Source organism: uncultured Sneathiella sp., from assembly GCF_963976355.1.
Lineage (GTDB): Bacteria > Pseudomonadota > Alphaproteobacteria > Sneathiellales > Sneathiellaceae > Sneathiella.
The window spans coordinates 16615-34327 of record NZ_CAXBKA010000011.1; the positions used below are offsets into that span (position 1 = coordinate 16615).

Here is a 17713-nt window from a genome sequence, read left to right on the forward strand (position 1 = left end):
AAGGGCAGGGGGCTTACCCTGCCTTTTTTAATGCACCCACTGCATGTTGACGATGAACTGCAGGATGAAGCCGATGCTGAGCAGGACAAGACCCATTGCACCTATGCGCTCTTCATGGTGGCTGACGGATGCTTTATAGATAAAATGGTGCAGAAACATAGAGACAAATCCATGGAAGAGCAGAAATACAGCCAGCCAAATAAAAAAATCGCTGCCTGCGTACATACCATAAATAAGAGCACCCCAGAAAGCGCATGGATAAGCGCAAGACACTATGAACATGTAAGGCTGACGTTCTATAATCAGCCATAGGGAAAACTTCCTTAACGCTTGTGCCGCCCCCTTGGCACTCCAAACCATCGGAATACTGAGCAGGAAAGCCCCGATCAGATCGAAAGCAAGGCCCATCACTGATAGGGTCACAACCGCGGTTGATGGTCCGTCTGCCATTTCGCATTCCCCCGAAAATGTCCGCGAAGTGACGTGCCGATTCGGCACAACGCGGACAGACCAGCATTAAGATTTGAGTTATGAATCTTAATCCATTGCATAAAGCCTCAGTTTCCCACGATTTCAATCGCTTAGCAAACATACGTTAAAAACCGGCCTTAACAACGACCACGCTCGATTCGTTCTATCGCGGACATTACGACGAGTAACGGACGGTTTCCGTCAATCTGAAGGCGATAAAAGAATTCAAACGCTATCGTTTCGGGTTCAATGTCCGCGAAATACCGTGTTTTCAGGCTTTTACCGGGCATTCTTTTCGTCACTTCGCGGACACTTTCGCTCGTCACTTCGCGGACAAATATGAATCAAGACATTGATCTATAGGTTGTTTTTGCCCAAACTCGTCACTTCGCGGACAAGAAGCAATCAGGAAAAGACAGATGGGTGATTCACAACAGGTAGATCTGTTCCTCGACCAGCTGGTCGACGGCGCCCCCTTCAAGGACGATAGAGCCTTGATGGAACATCCGTGGTTCTCTCTGACAAAGCAACCGCGTAAAACACCGTTTGAATACAATAGGGGCGGTGTCGAAATAAGAATTGAACCCGGTGCCAAGGGCATGGCCACCATCTGGGACAAAGATCTTCTGATGTATCTTGGCTCAATCATCAACGACAAGATCGAACGCGGTCAACCCGTCCCCGAAGATCGCAAAATCAAGTTCTCCGCCCATGATTTCCTCAAAGCAACCCGCCGTCAAACCTCAAAACGGGGTTACGACCTGTTTCTCAACTGTCTTGAGAGGCTCGATGGCACACGTATCAGAACGAACGTAACATCCGCCAAAGAGCGCACAAGGAAAGGCTTTGGCTGGATTGAAAGCTTCCAGATTATTGAGCGCAAAACCAAGGCTGGCAAAAGTGTCATGGCCGCGGTTGAAGTCACGCTCAATGAGTGGATGTTCAAAGCCATTGTTGTCGACCGGCGTGTCCTGACCATCAGCCCGAGATATTTTGAGCTGTCCAAAGGGCTTGAGAAGCGCATTTATGAATTGGCACGCAAGCACTGTGGCCAGCAGCGCTCCTGGCTGATCGGCATTCCGTCTCTCAAGGAGAAATGCGGTTCGGACCGTGAAGAACGCAAGTTCCGGGCCGATCTCAAGAAGATCATCGAGGACGGTAACGTTCCCGACTATATCTTGCGCCTCGACAAAGCTTCCAGTTTTGACAGCCATTTTAAATCTCGCAATCCCAATGACTGGATGCTTGAAGTGAGGCCGCTACGTCCGCGAAGTGACGAACTCTCTGCCCCAGAGGTTGACGACCCCAAGAGTGAACAACACCTGCTCGCAGATGCCAAAACCATCTCTGCTCGACCCAAGAAACTTGGCATCCACGTTATGAATGATGCCCGTGAACGCTTCCCGGGATGGGATATTGAACTGATAGAACGCGCCTGGATCAGCTATACGGAGGAAAAGGGCCAGGTTCTCAAGAACCCTGAAGCCGCTTTCTTCGCCTTTGCCAAGCGCTGGACAGAAAACAGAACAGTGGAGGGATAGTCTCCCATGTGGATAACTTAAGTTATCTACAGCACATCGCGGACACTTATTCGGTATATCCCGGACAGATGTTCGTCACTTCGCGGTCGTGTTATCGCGGACGTTCAATACGATACAACGCGGACAGAAGTTCGGCATTTCACGGACAACAGCTTTGCCTCGACTCTTCAAATAACGGCGAGTCAGCACAAACCGTAACGGCGGTAACTCCCTCTAGCCTCTTTGATAACGGGAGTAACGGCTCTAACGGCAAAATGAGTGTTGATAAATATATCTTTTGTTTAGAAGAACGTAAAAAACGGTGTGGCACATTTTCCGGAAAAAAGGGCAGGGGTGAGGTTATTGGAAAAGCAGGCGGCATCCAAGGGTGAGTTGATAGTTCAGTTCCTATACACAACAGCTGCTGGCATAGGATTTGCTTATGTTTCAGTCCTGATCTTCGCCTTGGCGACGGGAAACCACCAACCGCTTACAAAGTATGCTGGTCTTACAGCTCTTCTGTGCCTGCTATCTGGCATCACACTCGTCAACCTATGCCGACATCAATCTGCGCGCTTCTGGAAGATTGTGGATCTGGTGTGGGTGCTGTGTTTCGTGCCTTCACTTGCAATATCTGTCTTCACTTATACCCAAAGCAGCACACAACACTCCATCGATCGATTCATAGAGTTGACTTACTTTGATAATGAATTCGACTCTGAACTTTTTGGACAGTATCTCAGCTTACACTGCAAGAGCAGGCCGCTCAGCCGGGCTTGTACTCTTATCACAGATGAAAAGAAGAGGCTGTCTGCGCTTTCACCGTCACGGGCGGAACACAGCAGCAATCTGCAATATCTGAGCAAAAGAACTCCGGATTGGTTGTATCGAGGGCGCAACCCACATGGAACTATTGGATGGTATCTAGATCTCACAAAATACCTCCGGATTGAGAACGGTAAGTTAGATAGTCATCTGGCCGGTCTGACCGAGAACGAAGAGACCTATTCCGACTACTGGTACGGGACTATTCGTACGTTCGCTGCTCAGCTCAATCGAGGTTCAGAGTTTCCGAAGCAGGCGGCATCAGAACCGCTAGATGATCCATTTCTGAGTGAAATATTCCACTTCTTATCAACAGTTATGCGAGATGCTACCGATGAACCTGATAAGAGATGGGATGCCTTCAGACCTCTCGGCTCCTTACGTGATAACGTTCAATTCGATACGGCCTTTGTTCTAAAACGACTTGTCTACAACTGGGCCATAAACACTCATGTTCTGGAAGACATAGTGGATATCAAGGCGAGTAGGGTTAGAGGTGCTGCTCTCGTCCCAATTCTCATAACTACATTTGTATTCCCCTTCCGGGTTGGAAAATCGATTTTTGAAATTGCAGCCAAGAAGGAAAACAAAAATGCCCCTATACGGTCTTGAACCAGCCCCCGCTTTCCTTGATGACGAAGACTGGTCTGCCAGCACGCATAAGGATGTCGTGTATGTCGAAGCCGCGACCGAAAAAGAAGCCCGCCAGATCGCTCATGATAAATTCTGGATCGCGGCCAGCAAGAAGACTGATGGATCCATTCCGCTCAACCCTTGGAAGAGCCCAGACAAGGTGCTTTGCAGGGAAATAGGGCAGGGGAAGGATTTGCCTGATCCTGGCACCATCCTCCTCAAGGCGAAACCATGAAGAAAATTGCGATCAGTATTTTAGCTGGGTCCCTATTGGGAATCTTGATTGGGCTGTCCACCGGTGTCGCAGGTTTTGGTGGTGCACTAAACGGGGCTTATGTTTTCGGCCCACTTGGCGCTATCATCGGTGGACTTATCGGGAGCAAACTAAACGGCAGGTAATTCAACGATGATCCGTAATCAACTGATAACATCGCTTTTCACAGCCGCCATACTGGCCTGCAGCTCTGGCACAGCGCAAGCTGCATCGCGAAACTGCACGGCGGACGAAAAGGCGCTGGCAAACCAGCAGCTGATGGTTATAGCGCAAGATAGTCGCATTCAGGCAAAGCTCTCCGATTACCATGCCCCGTTAGGATTACCTCGAGCACGTGCTGGCGGAAACGAACAGCTTCTGTATCAGGGCGGCTATATCATGGCCCATGACGTCGATCTGATGACCAGCCTTTGGGTGTCTTACCAACTTACCGAACAAGACACTACCAATGCTACAGGCAAGGATCGCGTAAACTGCTTCAGGGCGGATCCACGTTTGAAGCGTGGCAAGAAAGCTTCCACGACAGATTATCGTGAGCCCGTATTTGATCAGGGCCATATGGCCAATGATGCAGATTTGAAAGACAATCTTATCGAGCAGATCAACAGCTATGTCATGTCGAACATGTCCCCACAGTATTGCAGGTTTAACCGCGGCATATGGTTGTCCATGGAAAGCCTGACCCGACACTGGGCAGAACGCTACGGTCAGATTTTCGTCACAACCGGCGCTCTTTTTGATCGGGATGGGGTAGGGGGGCGTGATCCGGATCAGAATGCCATCCGGATGCGAAGCAACAATGGAAAATCCCGGGTTGGCGTCCCGAGCCATTATTACAAGACCTTCTTGCGTCAGGATGGTTCGGATCTGCGCGCGATCAGTTTTGTGTTTGAAAACAACAATGCTGCTCACGGAAGCGCCTGGCGGAATGTTCAGCCTGCAGTGATGGATGCGATCCGGTCCATCGATGTCATCGAAAATCACGCAAGCTTGCAGCTTTATCCTGCCTTTAGCGGCAATATTCTTGAAAGCAGGGCAGGGGAAGGGTGGGATTTCTCGAACAATGACAGCAACTTCGAAGCCAGCTGCAGCTAACGGTTCCCGGTCGGCCGCTTGAAAGGAAGAATGGTCGCGCATTGCGCCGGGGCTTCCTGTCGAAAAGTGGTTTCGAGCTCGTGAACCTTTCCGGGCAGCAAAATCCGGGTCACTTCCAGCAGCGCGTTATCAAGATCCTGATCTTCTGAACGGTGACCCATGTCCGGTTTTCTCATCAACAGGGATCCTTTTTCCCGAGAAGCAACGCATACTGGCGACCTACTTTGCAAGCATAGCTGTCTGCGCGTTTGAGTACAGCGATCTCTTTGCGGTTTGGCCCGACATGATATGCCTGAACCGCCTGATGCCAACTGCCAAGTCTCGTATAAAGGCTCTTGAGGTATTTCGCCGAGCATTGGGCGTTGGATGCAGGATCCACCAACTCGGCAGGATCTGAAACGCAAACCTTACCAACCCATCGCCAGTTTATCTGCATGCACCCGATGTCGATATTTTCTGTCCGCCTGACCACTTCACCAAGCGCGTTTGCCATCTGATCCCCGGACTGATAGCGCCGGGGCTTGCCTGCAATATTAAGCGACCAGGGCCATGCCTGATTGGACCAAAGCGTTTCAACCTGGTTCATGGCCAGAAGAAGCTCAGGAGGAATGTCGTAGGCACGTTCTGCAGCCTGCACAGCGATACGACAGATCTCGCTGCCTTGCGCAAGGGCAGGCCACATTATCGCGATAAGAACAACCGCTCCTTGCACCGACCTACGCATTTTACTGCCCTCGCATTTGTTTCCAGTTCTCGAGCAACCGGGTGGGGGGTAAGTCGTACATAAAATATGCGGCCGCGATCGCTATCGCGATGATGTAGACCCACCCGCGCAGCGCAATCAGCGTGATGATCAACAATTTCCAGAACAGCCAGCGCAGCCATCCTTTCCATCCACTGACAGGCAGCCGGACCGTGAAGCTTTCGCGCAAGGCATTGCCCCGGGCTTGCGCTTCGGTGGCTATACCGGACTTCAATCTCTCGATCACACTCTTTTGCGAGGACATCACAAACTCCGTTAATCCCATCACGCTGCAAGAATTCAGGATCACAGGAAAATTTCTTGCAGTCACATTTCAATATTGCTGATTTTACCAGAAATCACAAAGAGTAATGCATATAGGTTGTGGGCAAAAAACCGCAAAACCCCAACAAAACTAACGCTTTTACCGCCCCTTAACGGAATATGATTACCTGCTAATTATTTTTCGCAGGATATGCATTTTGTAATACACAAAAAAAGCTATTGCAAGAAAAATGGGCGCGTAATACGCTTCAAAAATCTTGCAGTTATGGGGTTTTAAGGATGAGTGGGGAGACAACAGTCCGCAGTTACCGAATGAGTGAGGCGGACTTTGCGCGGGTCAAATCAGCTGCTGAGCAACAAGGTAAAAGGCCATCTGCCTTTGTTCGGGAGGCCGCGTTGGTGCGTTCACGATTATCAGAACCGACCCGGACAGAACCGACCCTGGCTCTGCTCAGCCTAGATCAGGAGCAAATGATCCGCGGTCTGGTTATCAATCTTCGCGGTGTGCGCGGCTTGCTTAATCAGATCGCCAAAAAGTTGAACGTTTATGACGCAACGCAGTCAGGCGAGCCGCCCTTACTCGAAGATTGTGAAAGTGCAATCGGGACTGCCGATAAGACTGTCAAGGACATCCAGAAGACTGTTTCGGCTTGGGGGGTTAATATCTGATGCTATCAGCAGGGGACGTATCCCGGCTCAAAACAATGAGCGGTTGGAAGCCTTTTGCGGGCTCGGGAGAGCAGCTGCTGCTCAAAGTCACCTCAGGACCTCGCAAAACTGCAGCGGGTGTCATGGCCCTGGCGCATTACGTCGCCCGGGCACAGGGGCAAGGTGAACATGCCCGGTTAGAATTGTTTGACGAGATGGGCGAAGTTGTCGCGGTCGAGGACTTGAAGGCGACAATCAAGGGATGGGATTTGCTCCGCAATCAGGAAAACATGCGCCCCGGGGCGCGAGATCTGGTTGGAGAAGACAACGGAGTTTCCTTGCTTCCTGAACGCGAGAGGTTTTGGCGGAACCAGGCATATCATTTTGTCTGGTCCCAAACGGCGGAAGGTACCGGCCTTTCAGAGACTGAGCTGGCATCACGGATGCGCGAGGCAACACGTGAGTTTGTTTTCACGGAATTCGCTGAACGAGAGCATCAGGTTCTATGGGGGCTTCATCTTGATCAGCCGGGCCGTCCTCATATTCATCTGATCGTTAAAGCCCGCTCAAATGGAAGAAAGAAGGGGCAGTTGAGACTTACGCCCCAGATCCTCGAGGACATGCGCGCACGTTTGGCAAAGCAGGCTCGTATCTTGGATTTACCGGTTCATTCTGAGCGCAGGGAAGACAGACCAGATCTTTTACGCGACATTCTGGAAGGCAGGGCCGCTCTTAGAGAGAACGTCCCGCGTGTCGCCTACGACAAGGACACCTCTTTAGCTAAACAAGTTCCTTACTGGCTGTCCGAGGAGGGCCAGGGGTGGTTGCGACGTAAAGATCGGGTGGCAGCCATCAAGAAGCAATCGAAAGATCTCCCCAAGCAAGAACGCAGCGCATTCATTAAAGGCCAGCGTCCCTTGTCACAGCCAGTCAAAGATACAGGTCGCATCCCGGTTGAATTTCACACATTGCTGGCGTGCTTTGCCGGGATCTATAGCGACCCGGAACGGGCTTTGGCCAGTTATTTCAAAATGGTCAATGGGGATGGACAATCTGCCAAGCATAAGGCCCTGGCCATCTGGTATCTCACCCGGCAGCCATTGGCCTTTGGCGAGTTGGTCCAAGGGGCGGAGACGATGCTTCAGCCAGCCGCACAAGCCGCGCGCGCCTGTCAGACATTTCCAAAGGTTAACTGGGCAAAGCCCCCAGCGGATCTCGACAAGCTCACCAGTAAATTGACGCATAAAGTGCGCCAACGCGACCAGGACCGAACCACCATGCTACGGGGTCTTGGCGGTTTACGGCATCGGCTACGATTAGAGAGTGTGTCATCCGCCCATCGTGACCTTGTCCGTAATCGTATGACAGAAATTCGTGTCTTCGTGCCAGCACAAGAGCAAGCACAGTCAATTCCGCAACCAGCTCTTCAGCGGGTGGTTGATTTCATTCGGCCCAAACGCAAACCAACTCGGTAGGGATCTGTTATGTTAAACATTCGCGTCATCGGTTGGAGCGCAAACACCGAAGAAACAATTGCCGAGCGTGTGCAAGCTCTGAACTGGCAGGAGGCTGTAAGAGTCTGCATACAAAAGTACGGTGGTGAGCTTCAGTTTGTCGTTGCTCTGAATGATGACTTGGCGCCTGAGAACAAAGGTTTCAATCCTGTCGGCCGCTGGGAAACAATGCCGCTGACACCGAATGCCTGGCGCAAGTTTACTGGTCCAAATCAGACCTTTAGCATTATGGGGTTTGATCACCGGGCATTGTTGCCGGTGCTGGAATATTGGACAGCGCCCAACTGGACGATGGCAGCCCAAAAATCAGTAGCGCAACAGCGACATGCTGAATATCGCTTTATTGCAGCTTTCAGTGGAACCGTTTCAGAAGCCTCCATCCTTGGCTATTTTTCGACAGACCTCGGCGGAGTGCTTCCGTCAGATGAGACCCCTGCGTTGCAGAGAAGGGCAGAATGATCAAGCGCCTTTATCTCACAGAGAAGCATGATCAGGCGGCCGTACTTGCGCAAGCATTGGGTGGATACAGTTCTGCGCAGAAGAAATCAGGCTATTATGACTGCACGGATGGTCATCGTGTTGTCTGGGCCTACGGACATCTTTTCCGCCTGAAAGAACCGCAGGAGCATAACCCCGATTGGGCGGAATGGCGCATGGATGACTTGCCTCTGGCGTTCGATCGGTTTGATTACGTTGTCGATGATAATGGTGATTTGGGACAACTGAAAAACCGCCAGTTCCAGGTGATCAAGGAATCCTTGCCGCATTATGACGAGTTCGTCGTAGCGACCGACGACGATCGTGAAGGAGAAGTCATCGGTTGGCTTCCAATCACCCTGCTGGGATATCAAGGGCCGGTAAAGCGGATTGTGTATACCCAGATTGACGTGAAGGCCCTAAAAATTGCCAACCAGAAAATGGTGGACGGTGCAAGTTTCAAGGGGCGTTTTTACGCCGGTATGGCCCGTGCCGTCATAGACTTTGTCATTGGCATGAATGCAACGCGAGCTTCAACTTTGGCATTTGGTCAGTCCCGTCGTGATCTACCATCCTCTGCCGGGCGCGTTCAGACCCCCATTCTCAATCTTGTTGGCGATCGGTGTGATCAGATATCAAGATTCACGCCAGAACCATTTTACGAACTGATGATTTCAGGCACCGTTAAAGGAGCGCCGATCTCGCTAACATATGCTCCTGAGGACAAGATTTTTGACAAGTCAGAGGCAACATTGTTGCTTCAATCAATCAGTGCGAGCCTTCCTCTCTCAGTTACGAGTGTCGAAAAACGTCGTGCGCCGCCGAGGTTATTTAATCTCAACAGCATACAGGGAGCGGCATCAACTGCCTTTGACTTTGCTCCTGCGTTGACACTCAGCGTTCTACAAGAGTTATATCTCAGAGGTATTCTAACGTACCCCCGACCTGATCCTAGGGTTTTGCCTGAGGCTATGAGCTCTGATACCGGAGCGCTTCTTTACCATCTGGCCAGGATGCCAGAACTTGAAACGGGTGGGCTTGCCCAGCTGATCGATAAACATCAATTTCAGTACCGACGCGAGGTCTATTCAGACAGGGAAATGGCAGGTAGTTCTCACCACGCCATTATACCAAATCCAAACAGGATGGAAGCAACGACCCTTGATTTATCGTCACTGACCGAAAACCAACAGAAGATATTTCTGCTGGTTGCCAAGGTCTTCATAGCTGCGCATCTGCCAGACTATGTCTATGAACTTACAACTGTGAGCGCGATCCATGAAGGCCGGGCGTTCAAGGCGACAGTTCAGAAGCCAGTGAGCGATGGATGGCGATCAATCTATCAAGAACCTAAAGGGGATGATGATGACGGCGAGCCCGAAGTAGAAGGGGCTCAGCTATTGCATGATATCGCAGACGGGGATCTGTTAACCGATATCTCTTCGCGAACCTTGGACAAAATGACCCGGCCTCCTGCTTACTTCTCTGTTGCGTCCATGTTGGCAAAAATGGCGGAACTGGGGCTTGGCGCGCCGTCAACTTTTGCCAATTATGAAACGATATTGCGCGCTAGAGACTATATTGGGGGCAACGCCAAGCGGGTGCTTGTGACACCTCGTGGAGAGGAATCACTAAAGTTCTGGCGTCATTTCACACCCCAACTGACCTCGCCCGATCTCACGGTTCAAATCGAAAAGATGCTCGAGGAGGTTGCCGGTGGAGAGAAAACCTATCACGACGTCATTACATATGTGCAAGGCATGGCAAGGGAGCTTGTCAGCTCTGTTAAGAGCGCCCCAGCCGGCTTTGTCGATCTCTCACTTATTCAGGTGTCACGCCCTCCTTCCCTGAAACTTAAAAAATACGTCAAGCGAGCTGCTGACAGACTTGGGGAAAAGGTGTCGGCCAAAACTCTGGCTTCCTCTCATTTGTGTTCTGAGTGGATCGACCAGCGCGAAGATCAGCTCAAAGAAGAGTTCTCAAAGCCCACAGATCAGCAACTCAAAGGTTTGGATGCAATCCTGAGTGGCAACGAGGACTTGTCTTTTGCGCAGGAAGACCGGACCGACCGCGACAAGGTTTCGGCCTTTCTGGATGCACATCTGAAGGATGCGAGATATCCGCCTTCTGAGAAAATGCTTGCCTTTGCCCAAAGCAGAGCGGAAGCGATTGGTGTTCTGTTGCCGATGAATGCCCAGAAATTTGCTGATCGTCTCCGTGAATGGTTGGTAGAGCACCCGGTACCGCCATCTCCCAAACAACTACAGTTTGCCCAAACCATCGCCACGGCGCTCAGTATAGATCTTCCTGAAAAAATCCGGGCAAGTAGCGACATATGCTCTGAATTTATTGACGGTCATCTCGCGCAATATCAGGCCCAAAGTGGGAAGGGTGGCGGTAAAGGTGGCAGCAAAGGTGGTAAGTCAAAACGCTATGCGAAAAGGAAAAGGCGATGATCCCCCACTTTCTTGCGGTCGGTGTGATCGCATTTTCAACCATGGCGTGTAGTGCAGAAACACTCGAAGCGCAGGAGTTCACGTCAGCTAAGGCACTTGATTGTCAAGATCCAGCCAACTATGGCCAAAGCCTTGCGCATCTAAAAAAGTGTCGCGAACGAAACCGAGGCTTCTTTGGTTTTTTTGCTTCTGAAACGGAAGGTGCCACAGGCTACATGACCTGTCTTGATGAAGGGCTGCGGCGCTCTTTGATTGAGGATATGGCAGAAGCAATTGACAGTGAAGATCAAAGCAAGATCCGCAGCGCCGATCAGGCGTTGGAGACCTTGCGCGCCTATTGTGAGACAATTGAAACGGACATTGCGGGCGTCACTTCTGATCTGACTGCTGAAGCAACGCGCCAGGTGGCTGCCATTACCGATGTGTTGTGGTCACGTCTTTGGCATCCTGAATTCATCGGATACCTATTGGACCCCAAGGGGCTCTATCGTGGGTATTTCGACACAGATATCTGGAATACGATAAGTTTGCAGATCGATGAAAGTTATGATGCACAGTGGTTCTACGATCAGGAAGCGATTGTATCTGTCACAAATGTTGCAGGTGATCTCACCCGGGAAAGAGCTGAAATCTGGAAGTACCGGGGTACTGCCGATCTCAGGTTGCTGCTTGATGACGGCCGGATCGATGAGAGGACCGTTTCCGTTGAATATACAATGGCGGCTGCTCCTGCCTATGTGTCTGATGTCAATCTTGCTGGTTTTTATCTTGTCGAGGCCGATGTGGAGTTAGGAACGACATTCGATGCCTTTTATAAAAGGTTCCCCGTCTTATCGGAAAATGAGAAGCCCTAAGGGGCGAAGATGTCAGGGCCAAGCTTTTCCTTAATATTACGCCTGACACTCTTGACATAACTTTCGCTCAGACGTGTTTGCTCGATCACATCCTTGACGCGCAGGCCGTTGCGGAACATCTGGAGTAGTTGATTTTCCACTGGCGACAGGCCGCTGTAGGTGTGTGTGATGGAAGCATGCGGGGGATGGGGATTTTCAAAAATCTCAGTACCTGATTCAATCGCATGAATAGCGTCGGCAAGTTGGGTGAGATGATGGCTGGATTTGGTCAGGAAACCATTTGCCAGATTCTTCATTTCCAAGAGAACGTTTTTGGAAGGGACCGTCCCTGAAATCATAATGATACAACTATCAGGGCAGAGTTCACGAACAGCATAAAGCCCTTTCAGACCAGTTGTATCAGGCAGAACAAGGTCAAGCAGTATCGTGGACGGTATTTTTTGCTTGCAGATCGTCAGAGCGTCCACGAGCGTTGATGTGGTGAATATTTCACTATCGCCAAACAGGTTGTAGGCCTCCTTTGCGAGATATTCACGAACCAGGCTATCGTCATCAACTATGAGTACCTGTTTCATGAGATCAGTTACTCCCTCTTGGTATAGGTATCCTGCACTTAAGGTGGGTTTCCTATACCAACCTTTAAAAGCACACCTTGCATGTGTAATCAAATTCCGACTTGGGGAAAAGACGAATAGGTATATTGGGGAATGCTAAAATTAATAAACAAAGGTCAGATCACAGATAGAAGAATCACATCTGGCACCGTCACACATGGCAGCTGCTTTCCTGTGTTCGCAACGCCGGACGATATCTGTGAAAGACCGTTCCTGTTCAGTCGACAAATTCAGTTAAGACTGAGCTCCTTCTCACTCATGAATAAGGAGGTGATTGACTGTGCGGTAGAAACAAAAAACCCGCTTGATGATCCACTTCTAACCAGCTTTGGAGATAAATCTGCCTTCGGTCGGTATTGTGAGTGGTGGACAGATTGGCATAATCAGCAAGAAGACAGCCTCTATCTGGGGATGGAAACACAAGATATCAAATTAGTCTTGTATCATCTTGAGGGTGTTCTTGGACGGCGCTTCATCGAACCAGACTATCCTGCAGCGCAGTAATTGACCGAAGTTCGGTGTGAAGCTGATAGTCGCCTGTTGAGAAAAAGCGAAGGGTCGCGGAGGTGGAGCATGATCGAGTATCGAGATCATAGACGCAGAATATGCCATAGCTGCCCTTACTCAGGAAGAAGAACAGACAATCGTTGCTCTTGCCAACATGGAGGAGAAGTTCAAGACCTTGCCGCGACAGGACATCCCGACAGAACGAGAACTTGGGGGCATGACCAACGAGAAAAAAGAGGTCCTGATGCAGCAGCGAAGTCAAACCGAGGAACTTCGTGCAGGGATACAGGGGAAGGGCAAACGTCTGGACTTCATCAGGAAGGAAATAAAGGGCTGGCGTGAAAGGATCAATCTATCAGGTCAACCCGGTTGAAAGTCTACATTCTTGGTTTTTGATAACGTATTAAGAATTTCACTTTTGTCATAACATAGATTATGACTCTCCAACTAGTTGATATTAAATGATTATTTACCCCGCAACCTTTACCCTTTAACCCATCTGATCTCATTATCTTTCTACTCATGCCGTTACGGGCGTAAATGATGGCGAACCAGATTCCAGTCGCGGCGATCCATCAAGACTTCCAACCTGATCCCCAAAGACGTCCCATCCCGGACGATTGCGTCGCGAGAAAACGTCTGCATATGGGCCGCTGTAAAGACGTTCGGCGCGTGCGTATGCTTCGTCAGGTTTTGAAGAGTTTTCATACAGCGGGGAGACAATAAGCTCTCGTACGCTGGCGCTAAGACGTTTGGGAGAACCCGTAAAACCAAGCCAGCAATCTTCGGTGTTGGCCCTGGTCGTGTACCCCATATTCATGCGCCAATTGTAATCGTCGGAGATAGAGGGGACTGGTTTACGCACCCCCTGCTTGGTCTGTTTTGCCCAACAAAACGCCTTTCCGGAGAACTTGAACCCCCAGTGCTTCATAATCGATGGCACCTCACCGACCATGGTCGAAGTGAACCACATGAAAAGCGCACAATCCTTGGATGCGAGATCACCCACCGGCAAGTTGTAGATTTCTTCGATCGTCATTTTGTCGTAGTTTGGCGATCGGCCCTGCCCCTTTTCGCTGTAGGTATCAAAACGCCATGGGAAATCCATCATGATTACCCCGTAGGAGAAAGGTGTGAGATCTCTCCAGTACCAACCCGACATGTTGTGGTCTCCATCTATTCAATCAAGTTTGTGAATTGCGCCTTGGATGGCCACGGGCTGTCTTAGGCGATGGCCCGGCTTGAACCGTTGCAGCTGGCGTCACAATCACCCATGGCGGCCCCTTGCAGAGACGGAAGAAGCTCGACACAGGCTGAAATGAAGGCTGCCCGCGCCTCAGTTTCCGACCAGACGTCCAGATGTTCACTGTAGGGTTCGGCCCACCCGCGAAACGGAATATCAAGCAATGAGACGTCAACCTGATCGCGCGCCTCTGTTGCTTTCAGTCTCTCGTCAATCGTCTCAACCTCGGCCTGAACGTCGGCCGGCCAGGGCCATTGAAGCCCTGCCATTCGGGCTTGACGTTCACGCATGGGGAGAATGATGTTGTGCTCTATGGTGTCCCATACGTCCAGGCGACGCATCTCGCGCTTAAGAGGCGTGATCATATCCCCGACATCGGCCTCTTCATTATCGTGTGTAAGACCGTAGGGCTTGGATGGCTGTGCTGCCTTGCGTGCATGCATGACACCATGCTGGGCTACTGAAACCCGACACAGTCCGTTCCATCGCGTTTTGGCCGCAAGTACAGCCGCAGTGCGGTCGAACTCACGCAACAAGTGGCGATGGCGATCTGGCGCCAAGAAAGGCACTGAAAAAAAGGTGTCGGTGCGAAGATCACAAAACCAGTCATGACTATCATCGCAATGGGTATAACGGCAGTCTGTCACCGCGACGGCCGACAATAAGGGGATTGTCCGTGGAACAAGAATGCCGAGTGAGAGGGCATTCTCGACTGCTTCCTCCTGGGTGCGCATTGCGGAACATGCAGCGCTCAAAGCCATGATCGCTTCCTTTCAAAAGAGAGAAGCGCCATAATCGCAAACCACAAGATTTCTTGCAAAGCATATTTTATTATGTTTTCCTTTTCCCAGAATGCATGAAGTAACGTCATTAGAGCGCACGGTTTGCGCGCTGACACCTCACTGGCCCTGCGCTAACAGGGCAATGGACAAACACAAACTTTGGAAGATACCCCATGGCTGGCAGTGTCAATAAAGTCATTCTTGTCGGAAACCTCGGCCGCGACCCTGAAATCCGGTTCACCCAGGCTGGCAAGAAAATCGCCAACTTCAGTATTGCGACCTCCGACCAGTGGCGCGACCGCCAGTCTGGTGAGCGCCGCGAGCGTACCGAATGGCATCGTATTGTTGTGTTCAACGAAGGCCTTGCAGATGTCGTCGAGCGCTTTGTTAAAAAAGGCAGCAAGCTTTACATTGAAGGCGTTCTTCGGACCCGTAAATGGCAGGGGCAGGACGGCAAAGACAATTATACCACTGAAATTGTCCTCCAGGGCTTTGACTCAAACCTGACCATGCTTGACACCCGCGACCCCGGCCCTGACGGGCAAAGTTCCGGCACGCCAGGCGAGGGGGACGCTGGTCCTGATCCGCTCCCGACCAACCCTGATCTCGATGACGAAATACCGTTCTGATTCTAATATGCCTCCCCACCCTGCCCCCTGGCGCCCTTAACGGGGCGTCTTTTTTTTGACCGATATATGAAAGAAGCCGGCCCCTGGGGTCAGGAAGCCGGCTTCGCTCGGGGAAAACCGATAATCGCCCTTCGTTGAAGGTTGAAATCAGTTCGAAGCAGAGTATAGTAAAATAAGTTATTATAACGCAAGAAAATCATGGACGATTTAAGCAAGATTTTAGAAAGCTCATTTGCCAAAGCCGGTGCACGTGAAGACGCACACTGGGAGACGCTTACGGCTGCCCGCGGCGAAATCGCCAGTCGCGCAAACGTTCCGGCGGTTACGGCACGCAAATGGATGTCCATTCTTGAAAGCGGCTCCGAAACAATCTCAGCTCCGAGCAATCAAAAAATCATCGAGAAAATCACGAAATGGGCTGGCCCTGAATCAACGGCGCAATGGCTTGATGCTTATCGTGATTTTGAAGAGGCCAGCCGTCGGACCCACAGGGTTGGGCTTGAACTCGCTGATCATGCCGGCATTGATGCCCGACTTGATCTCGAAGGCTTGCGCAATGAAGGTGCACTTCGGCAACGCCTGGTCTCGATCGCGGCACGGGTCAACCCAACATTGGACGTCCATCTGCCCAAAGAGATATTTGCCGAAGGTCCTGGTTTGGTTGCATCAGGATTAAAAAGCACAGACCGAGCCGAAGTTGCGGGAATGTATGAGCCCTTAAAGCATCTTGCCACAATCTCTGTTTCTCCGCGGTTTGATCGCGAAGACACCGCATGGCATGAAGCATGGCATTCTATCGAGCCGGTGCTGTCGGAGACAGAAGCCAAGGCCCTTCAAAAAGCCTTTCCCTCCAATCAGCACATGACAAGCCCTGAACGAGTTGCCGTTGCTTTTGCGCGCTGGGCAAAACTGAGAGATCGCCTGCCAGCCCCCCCCTCCTCCTCCTTATCGGCGCGTAGCATAGCCTCAAAACTGAGAAGTTCGCTGCTGCCCGCTGGTCAAGACGCTGTGAATGCAATTTTTGAAAAGGGCTATGACGGTACGCTTGGCAAGCGGATGGCGCTGATGATGAAAGATACCTATCCGGCCTTCCTTCAGAAGACACAAGCCCCTTCCAAAGCGGCAAAAACATCCGCAGGAGAGGCTGCCCCCCAAGCAAAGAGAAAATCACGGAGGATCCGCGTATGACGGATGTAGGAGGCATTGCCGCAGACCAGCTGGCGAGTTACGTCGAGCGGATTGAAAGGCTTGAGGAAGAAAAGGCCAACCTCATGGCCGACATCAAGGAAGTTTACGGCGAAGCAAAAGCCCTGGGCTATGATGTGAAAATTCTGCGTCAGATCATCCGCCTCCGAAAGATAGAAGACCACACCCGCGAAGAACAGGAACAGATTCTGGAAGTCTATAAACGTGCGCTGGGGATGTCATGATTGTCGGCACGGTAACCATGCCAAGTGGCACACAGATAGATCCGCAAAGGCCGATCTCCAATCAGATCAATATCGATGATATAGCCGAGAACCTTGCACATATGCCGGTGTACTGCGGACCTCTTACACTGGAGATCTCAGTTGGGCAATCCGCATTAAATGCGGTTGCAATCTATGAAAGGATCGCCAGAGATCCAAACATCCATATCATTCACTACTTACTGTTACGCAATGCCTGGCAATACGTACTGAAGAATGTCCGCATTCCTGTGGCCCATATTCTTGAACGGGGCTGTATCGACCAGCTCCGTGACATTCAGGAGGCTGTGCAAAACAAGATTTTGGCAAAGTTTCAAACGCCACCAGAAATGACAGCTTTGCAACAAGATGAACATCGCCTCACCGTGCAGGCGGAGCACTATTTTAACCTGATCCGCTTTGGTAAATACCCCCTTGAGGCGCTGCCACGTACTGCACATCATGCGATTTCCTGTCTGGAGGATATCGACATGCTTTCTGCCCCGCATCTTGTGCTGTCCCCTGCAATCGTAAAGGATCGCTATTTGCAAATATTCCAGGATTGGGCGCCAAAAGTGCAGCAATCTCCTGTAAGTGCCCAGCCTTGCATTGCGGGTGCCTGAGCGGTTCGGTTGCAAATGCGTTCCATCACGTTAATTCTTGCAATTAAATAACTTTAACGCCCTTCGTTTCCAA

At 50.9% G+C, this 17713-nt stretch carries 23 protein-coding genes; 16 read left to right on the top strand and 7 right to left on the bottom strand.

The annotated features are described in order from the left end of the window. Positions 1 to 27: 27 nt before the first annotated feature. Positions 28 to 450, bottom strand: coding sequence for a hypothetical protein (locus AAC599_RS18475; protein WP_340151882.1), 423 nt, complete (start codon positions 448 to 450; stop codon positions 28 to 30). Between the two features lie 440 nt (positions 451 to 890). Between AAC599_RS18475 and AAC599_RS18480 the strand changes: the two genes are divergently transcribed. From AAC599_RS18480 to AAC599_RS18500, 5 genes are all read left to right on the top strand, one after another. Next, positions 891 to 2012, top strand: a complete 1122-nt coding sequence (locus AAC599_RS18480; protein WP_340151883.1) for a replication initiator protein A — start codon at positions 891 to 893, stop codon at positions 2010 to 2012. A gap of 342 nt (positions 2013 to 2354) precedes the next feature. Then, a complete protein-coding gene (locus tag AAC599_RS18485; protein WP_340151884.1) occupies positions 2355 to 3428 on the top strand; it encodes a hypothetical protein in 1074 nt (357 codons plus the stop codon). Next, entirely contained in the window at positions 3409 to 3684 is a 276-nt protein-coding gene (locus tag AAC599_RS18490; RefSeq protein WP_340151885.1) for a hypothetical protein, read from the top strand. Before AAC599_RS18485 ends, AAC599_RS18490 begins: the two co-directional genes overlap by 20 nt. Next, the gene (locus tag AAC599_RS18495; RefSeq protein WP_340151886.1) at positions 3681 to 3848 is read left to right on the top strand and encodes a hypothetical protein; all 168 of its coding nucleotides are present in this window, start codon (positions 3681 to 3683) and stop codon (positions 3846 to 3848) included. Before AAC599_RS18490 ends, AAC599_RS18495 begins: the two co-directional genes overlap by 4 nt. Before the next feature lie 7 nt (positions 3849 to 3855). Next, entirely contained in the window at positions 3856 to 4818 is a 963-nt protein-coding gene (locus tag AAC599_RS18500; protein ID WP_340151887.1) for a DNA/RNA non-specific endonuclease, read from the top strand. Here the strand turns inward: AAC599_RS18500 and AAC599_RS18505 are convergent. From AAC599_RS18505 to AAC599_RS18515, 3 genes are read right to left on the bottom strand one after another with little or no spacing between them, the layout of a single operon-like run. Beyond that, complete coding sequence (locus AAC599_RS18505) at positions 4815 to 4994, bottom strand: hypothetical protein (protein WP_340151888.1); 180 nt, start codon at positions 4992 to 4994, stop codon at positions 4815 to 4817. The genes AAC599_RS18500 and AAC599_RS18505 overlap by 4 nt on opposite strands. Further along, entirely contained in the window at positions 4994 to 5542 is a 549-nt protein-coding gene (locus tag AAC599_RS18510) for a transglycosylase SLT domain-containing protein (RefSeq protein WP_340151889.1), read from the bottom strand. Before AAC599_RS18510 ends, AAC599_RS18505 begins: the two co-directional genes overlap by 1 nt. A 1-nt stretch (position 5543) precedes the next feature. Beyond that, positions 5544 to 5825: a hypothetical protein gene (locus AAC599_RS18515; protein ID WP_340151890.1), complete on the bottom strand. Its 282-nt coding sequence runs from the start codon at positions 5823 to 5825 to the stop codon at positions 5544 to 5546. A 332-nt stretch (positions 5826 to 6157) separates the two neighbouring features. Between AAC599_RS18515 and AAC599_RS18520 the strand changes: the two genes are divergently transcribed. Genes AAC599_RS18520 through AAC599_RS18540 form a run of 5 tightly spaced genes read left to right on the top strand, consistent with a single transcriptional unit; the run spans position 6158 to position 11794 of the window. After that, complete coding sequence (locus AAC599_RS18520; protein ID WP_340151891.1) at positions 6158 to 6514, top strand: hypothetical protein; 357 nt, start codon at positions 6158 to 6160, stop codon at positions 6512 to 6514. 35 nt (positions 6515 to 6549) lie between these two features. After that, on the top strand, positions 6550 to 7968 hold the full coding sequence (locus AAC599_RS18525) for a hypothetical protein (protein WP_340151892.1): 1419 nt from the start codon (positions 6550 to 6552) through the stop codon (positions 7966 to 7968). A gap of 9 nt (positions 7969 to 7977) precedes the next feature. Continuing rightward, complete coding sequence (locus tag AAC599_RS18530) at positions 7978 to 8466, top strand: hypothetical protein (protein ID WP_340151893.1); 489 nt, start codon at positions 7978 to 7980, stop codon at positions 8464 to 8466. Next, positions 8463 to 10940 (top strand): DNA topoisomerase, encoded by a 2478-nt coding sequence (locus AAC599_RS18535; RefSeq protein ID WP_340151894.1) that lies wholly within the window; start codon positions 8463 to 8465, stop codon positions 10938 to 10940. The genes AAC599_RS18530 and AAC599_RS18535 overlap by 4 nt, the downstream gene beginning before the upstream one ends. Continuing rightward, positions 10937 to 11794 (top strand): hypothetical protein, encoded by an 858-nt coding sequence (locus AAC599_RS18540; RefSeq protein WP_340151895.1) that lies wholly within the window; start codon positions 10937 to 10939, stop codon positions 11792 to 11794. The genes AAC599_RS18535 and AAC599_RS18540 overlap by 4 nt, the downstream gene beginning before the upstream one ends. Here AAC599_RS18540 and AAC599_RS18545 read toward each other — a convergent pair. After that, positions 11791 to 12369, bottom strand: a complete 579-nt coding sequence (locus tag AAC599_RS18545; RefSeq protein ID WP_340151896.1) for a response regulator transcription factor — start codon at positions 12367 to 12369, stop codon at positions 11791 to 11793. The genes AAC599_RS18540 and AAC599_RS18545 overlap by 4 nt on opposite strands. Before the next feature lie 132 nt (positions 12370 to 12501). Between AAC599_RS18545 and AAC599_RS18550 the strand changes: the two genes are divergently transcribed. Together AAC599_RS18550 and AAC599_RS18555 are read left to right on the top strand one after the other, a co-directional pair. Next, positions 12502 to 12912 (top strand): hypothetical protein, encoded by a 411-nt coding sequence (locus AAC599_RS18550; RefSeq protein ID WP_340151897.1) that lies wholly within the window; start codon positions 12502 to 12504, stop codon positions 12910 to 12912. Positions 12913 to 13132: 220 nt separating this feature from the next. Continuing rightward, positions 13133 to 13288, top strand: coding sequence for a hypothetical protein (locus AAC599_RS18555; protein ID WP_340151898.1), 156 nt, complete (start codon positions 13133 to 13135; stop codon positions 13286 to 13288). Positions 13289 to 13435: 147 nt separating this feature from the next. Here AAC599_RS18555 and AAC599_RS18560 read toward each other — a convergent pair whose 3' ends face one another. Together AAC599_RS18560 and AAC599_RS18565 are read right to left on the bottom strand one after the other, a co-directional pair. Next, the gene (locus tag AAC599_RS18560) at positions 13436 to 14026 is read right to left on the bottom strand and encodes an MT-A70 family methyltransferase (RefSeq protein ID WP_340151899.1); all 591 of its coding nucleotides are present in this window, start codon (positions 14024 to 14026) and stop codon (positions 13436 to 13438) included. Positions 14027 to 14139: 113 nt separating this feature from the next. Continuing rightward, positions 14140 to 14919, bottom strand: a complete 780-nt coding sequence (locus AAC599_RS18565) for a hypothetical protein (RefSeq protein WP_340151900.1) — start codon at positions 14917 to 14919, stop codon at positions 14140 to 14142. A gap of 194 nt (positions 14920 to 15113) precedes the next feature. On the opposite strand from AAC599_RS18565, the gene ssb reads away from it, so the two are divergent. The 4 genes from ssb (at position 15114) to AAC599_RS18585 (ending at position 17640) form a co-directional block, all read left to right on the top strand. Then, positions 15114 to 15569: a single-stranded DNA-binding protein gene (gene ssb, locus AAC599_RS18570; protein WP_340151901.1), complete on the top strand. Its 456-nt coding sequence runs from the start codon at positions 15114 to 15116 to the stop codon at positions 15567 to 15569. A 198-nt stretch (positions 15570 to 15767) separates the two neighbouring features. After that, the gene (locus AAC599_RS18575) at positions 15768 to 16757 is read left to right on the top strand and encodes a hypothetical protein (RefSeq protein WP_340151902.1); all 990 of its coding nucleotides are present in this window, start codon (positions 15768 to 15770) and stop codon (positions 16755 to 16757) included. Beyond that, the gene (locus tag AAC599_RS18580; RefSeq protein ID WP_340151903.1) at positions 16754 to 16999 is read left to right on the top strand and encodes a DUF2312 domain-containing protein; all 246 of its coding nucleotides are present in this window, start codon (positions 16754 to 16756) and stop codon (positions 16997 to 16999) included. The genes AAC599_RS18575 and AAC599_RS18580 overlap by 4 nt, the downstream gene beginning before the upstream one ends. Beyond that, positions 16996 to 17640 carry a hypothetical protein gene (locus AAC599_RS18585; RefSeq protein ID WP_340151904.1) on the top strand — a complete coding sequence of 215 codons (645 nt, stop codon included), beginning with the start codon at positions 16996 to 16998 and terminating at the stop codon, positions 17638 to 17640. Before AAC599_RS18580 ends, AAC599_RS18585 begins: the two co-directional genes overlap by 4 nt. Positions 17641 to 17713 lie beyond the last annotated feature (73 nt).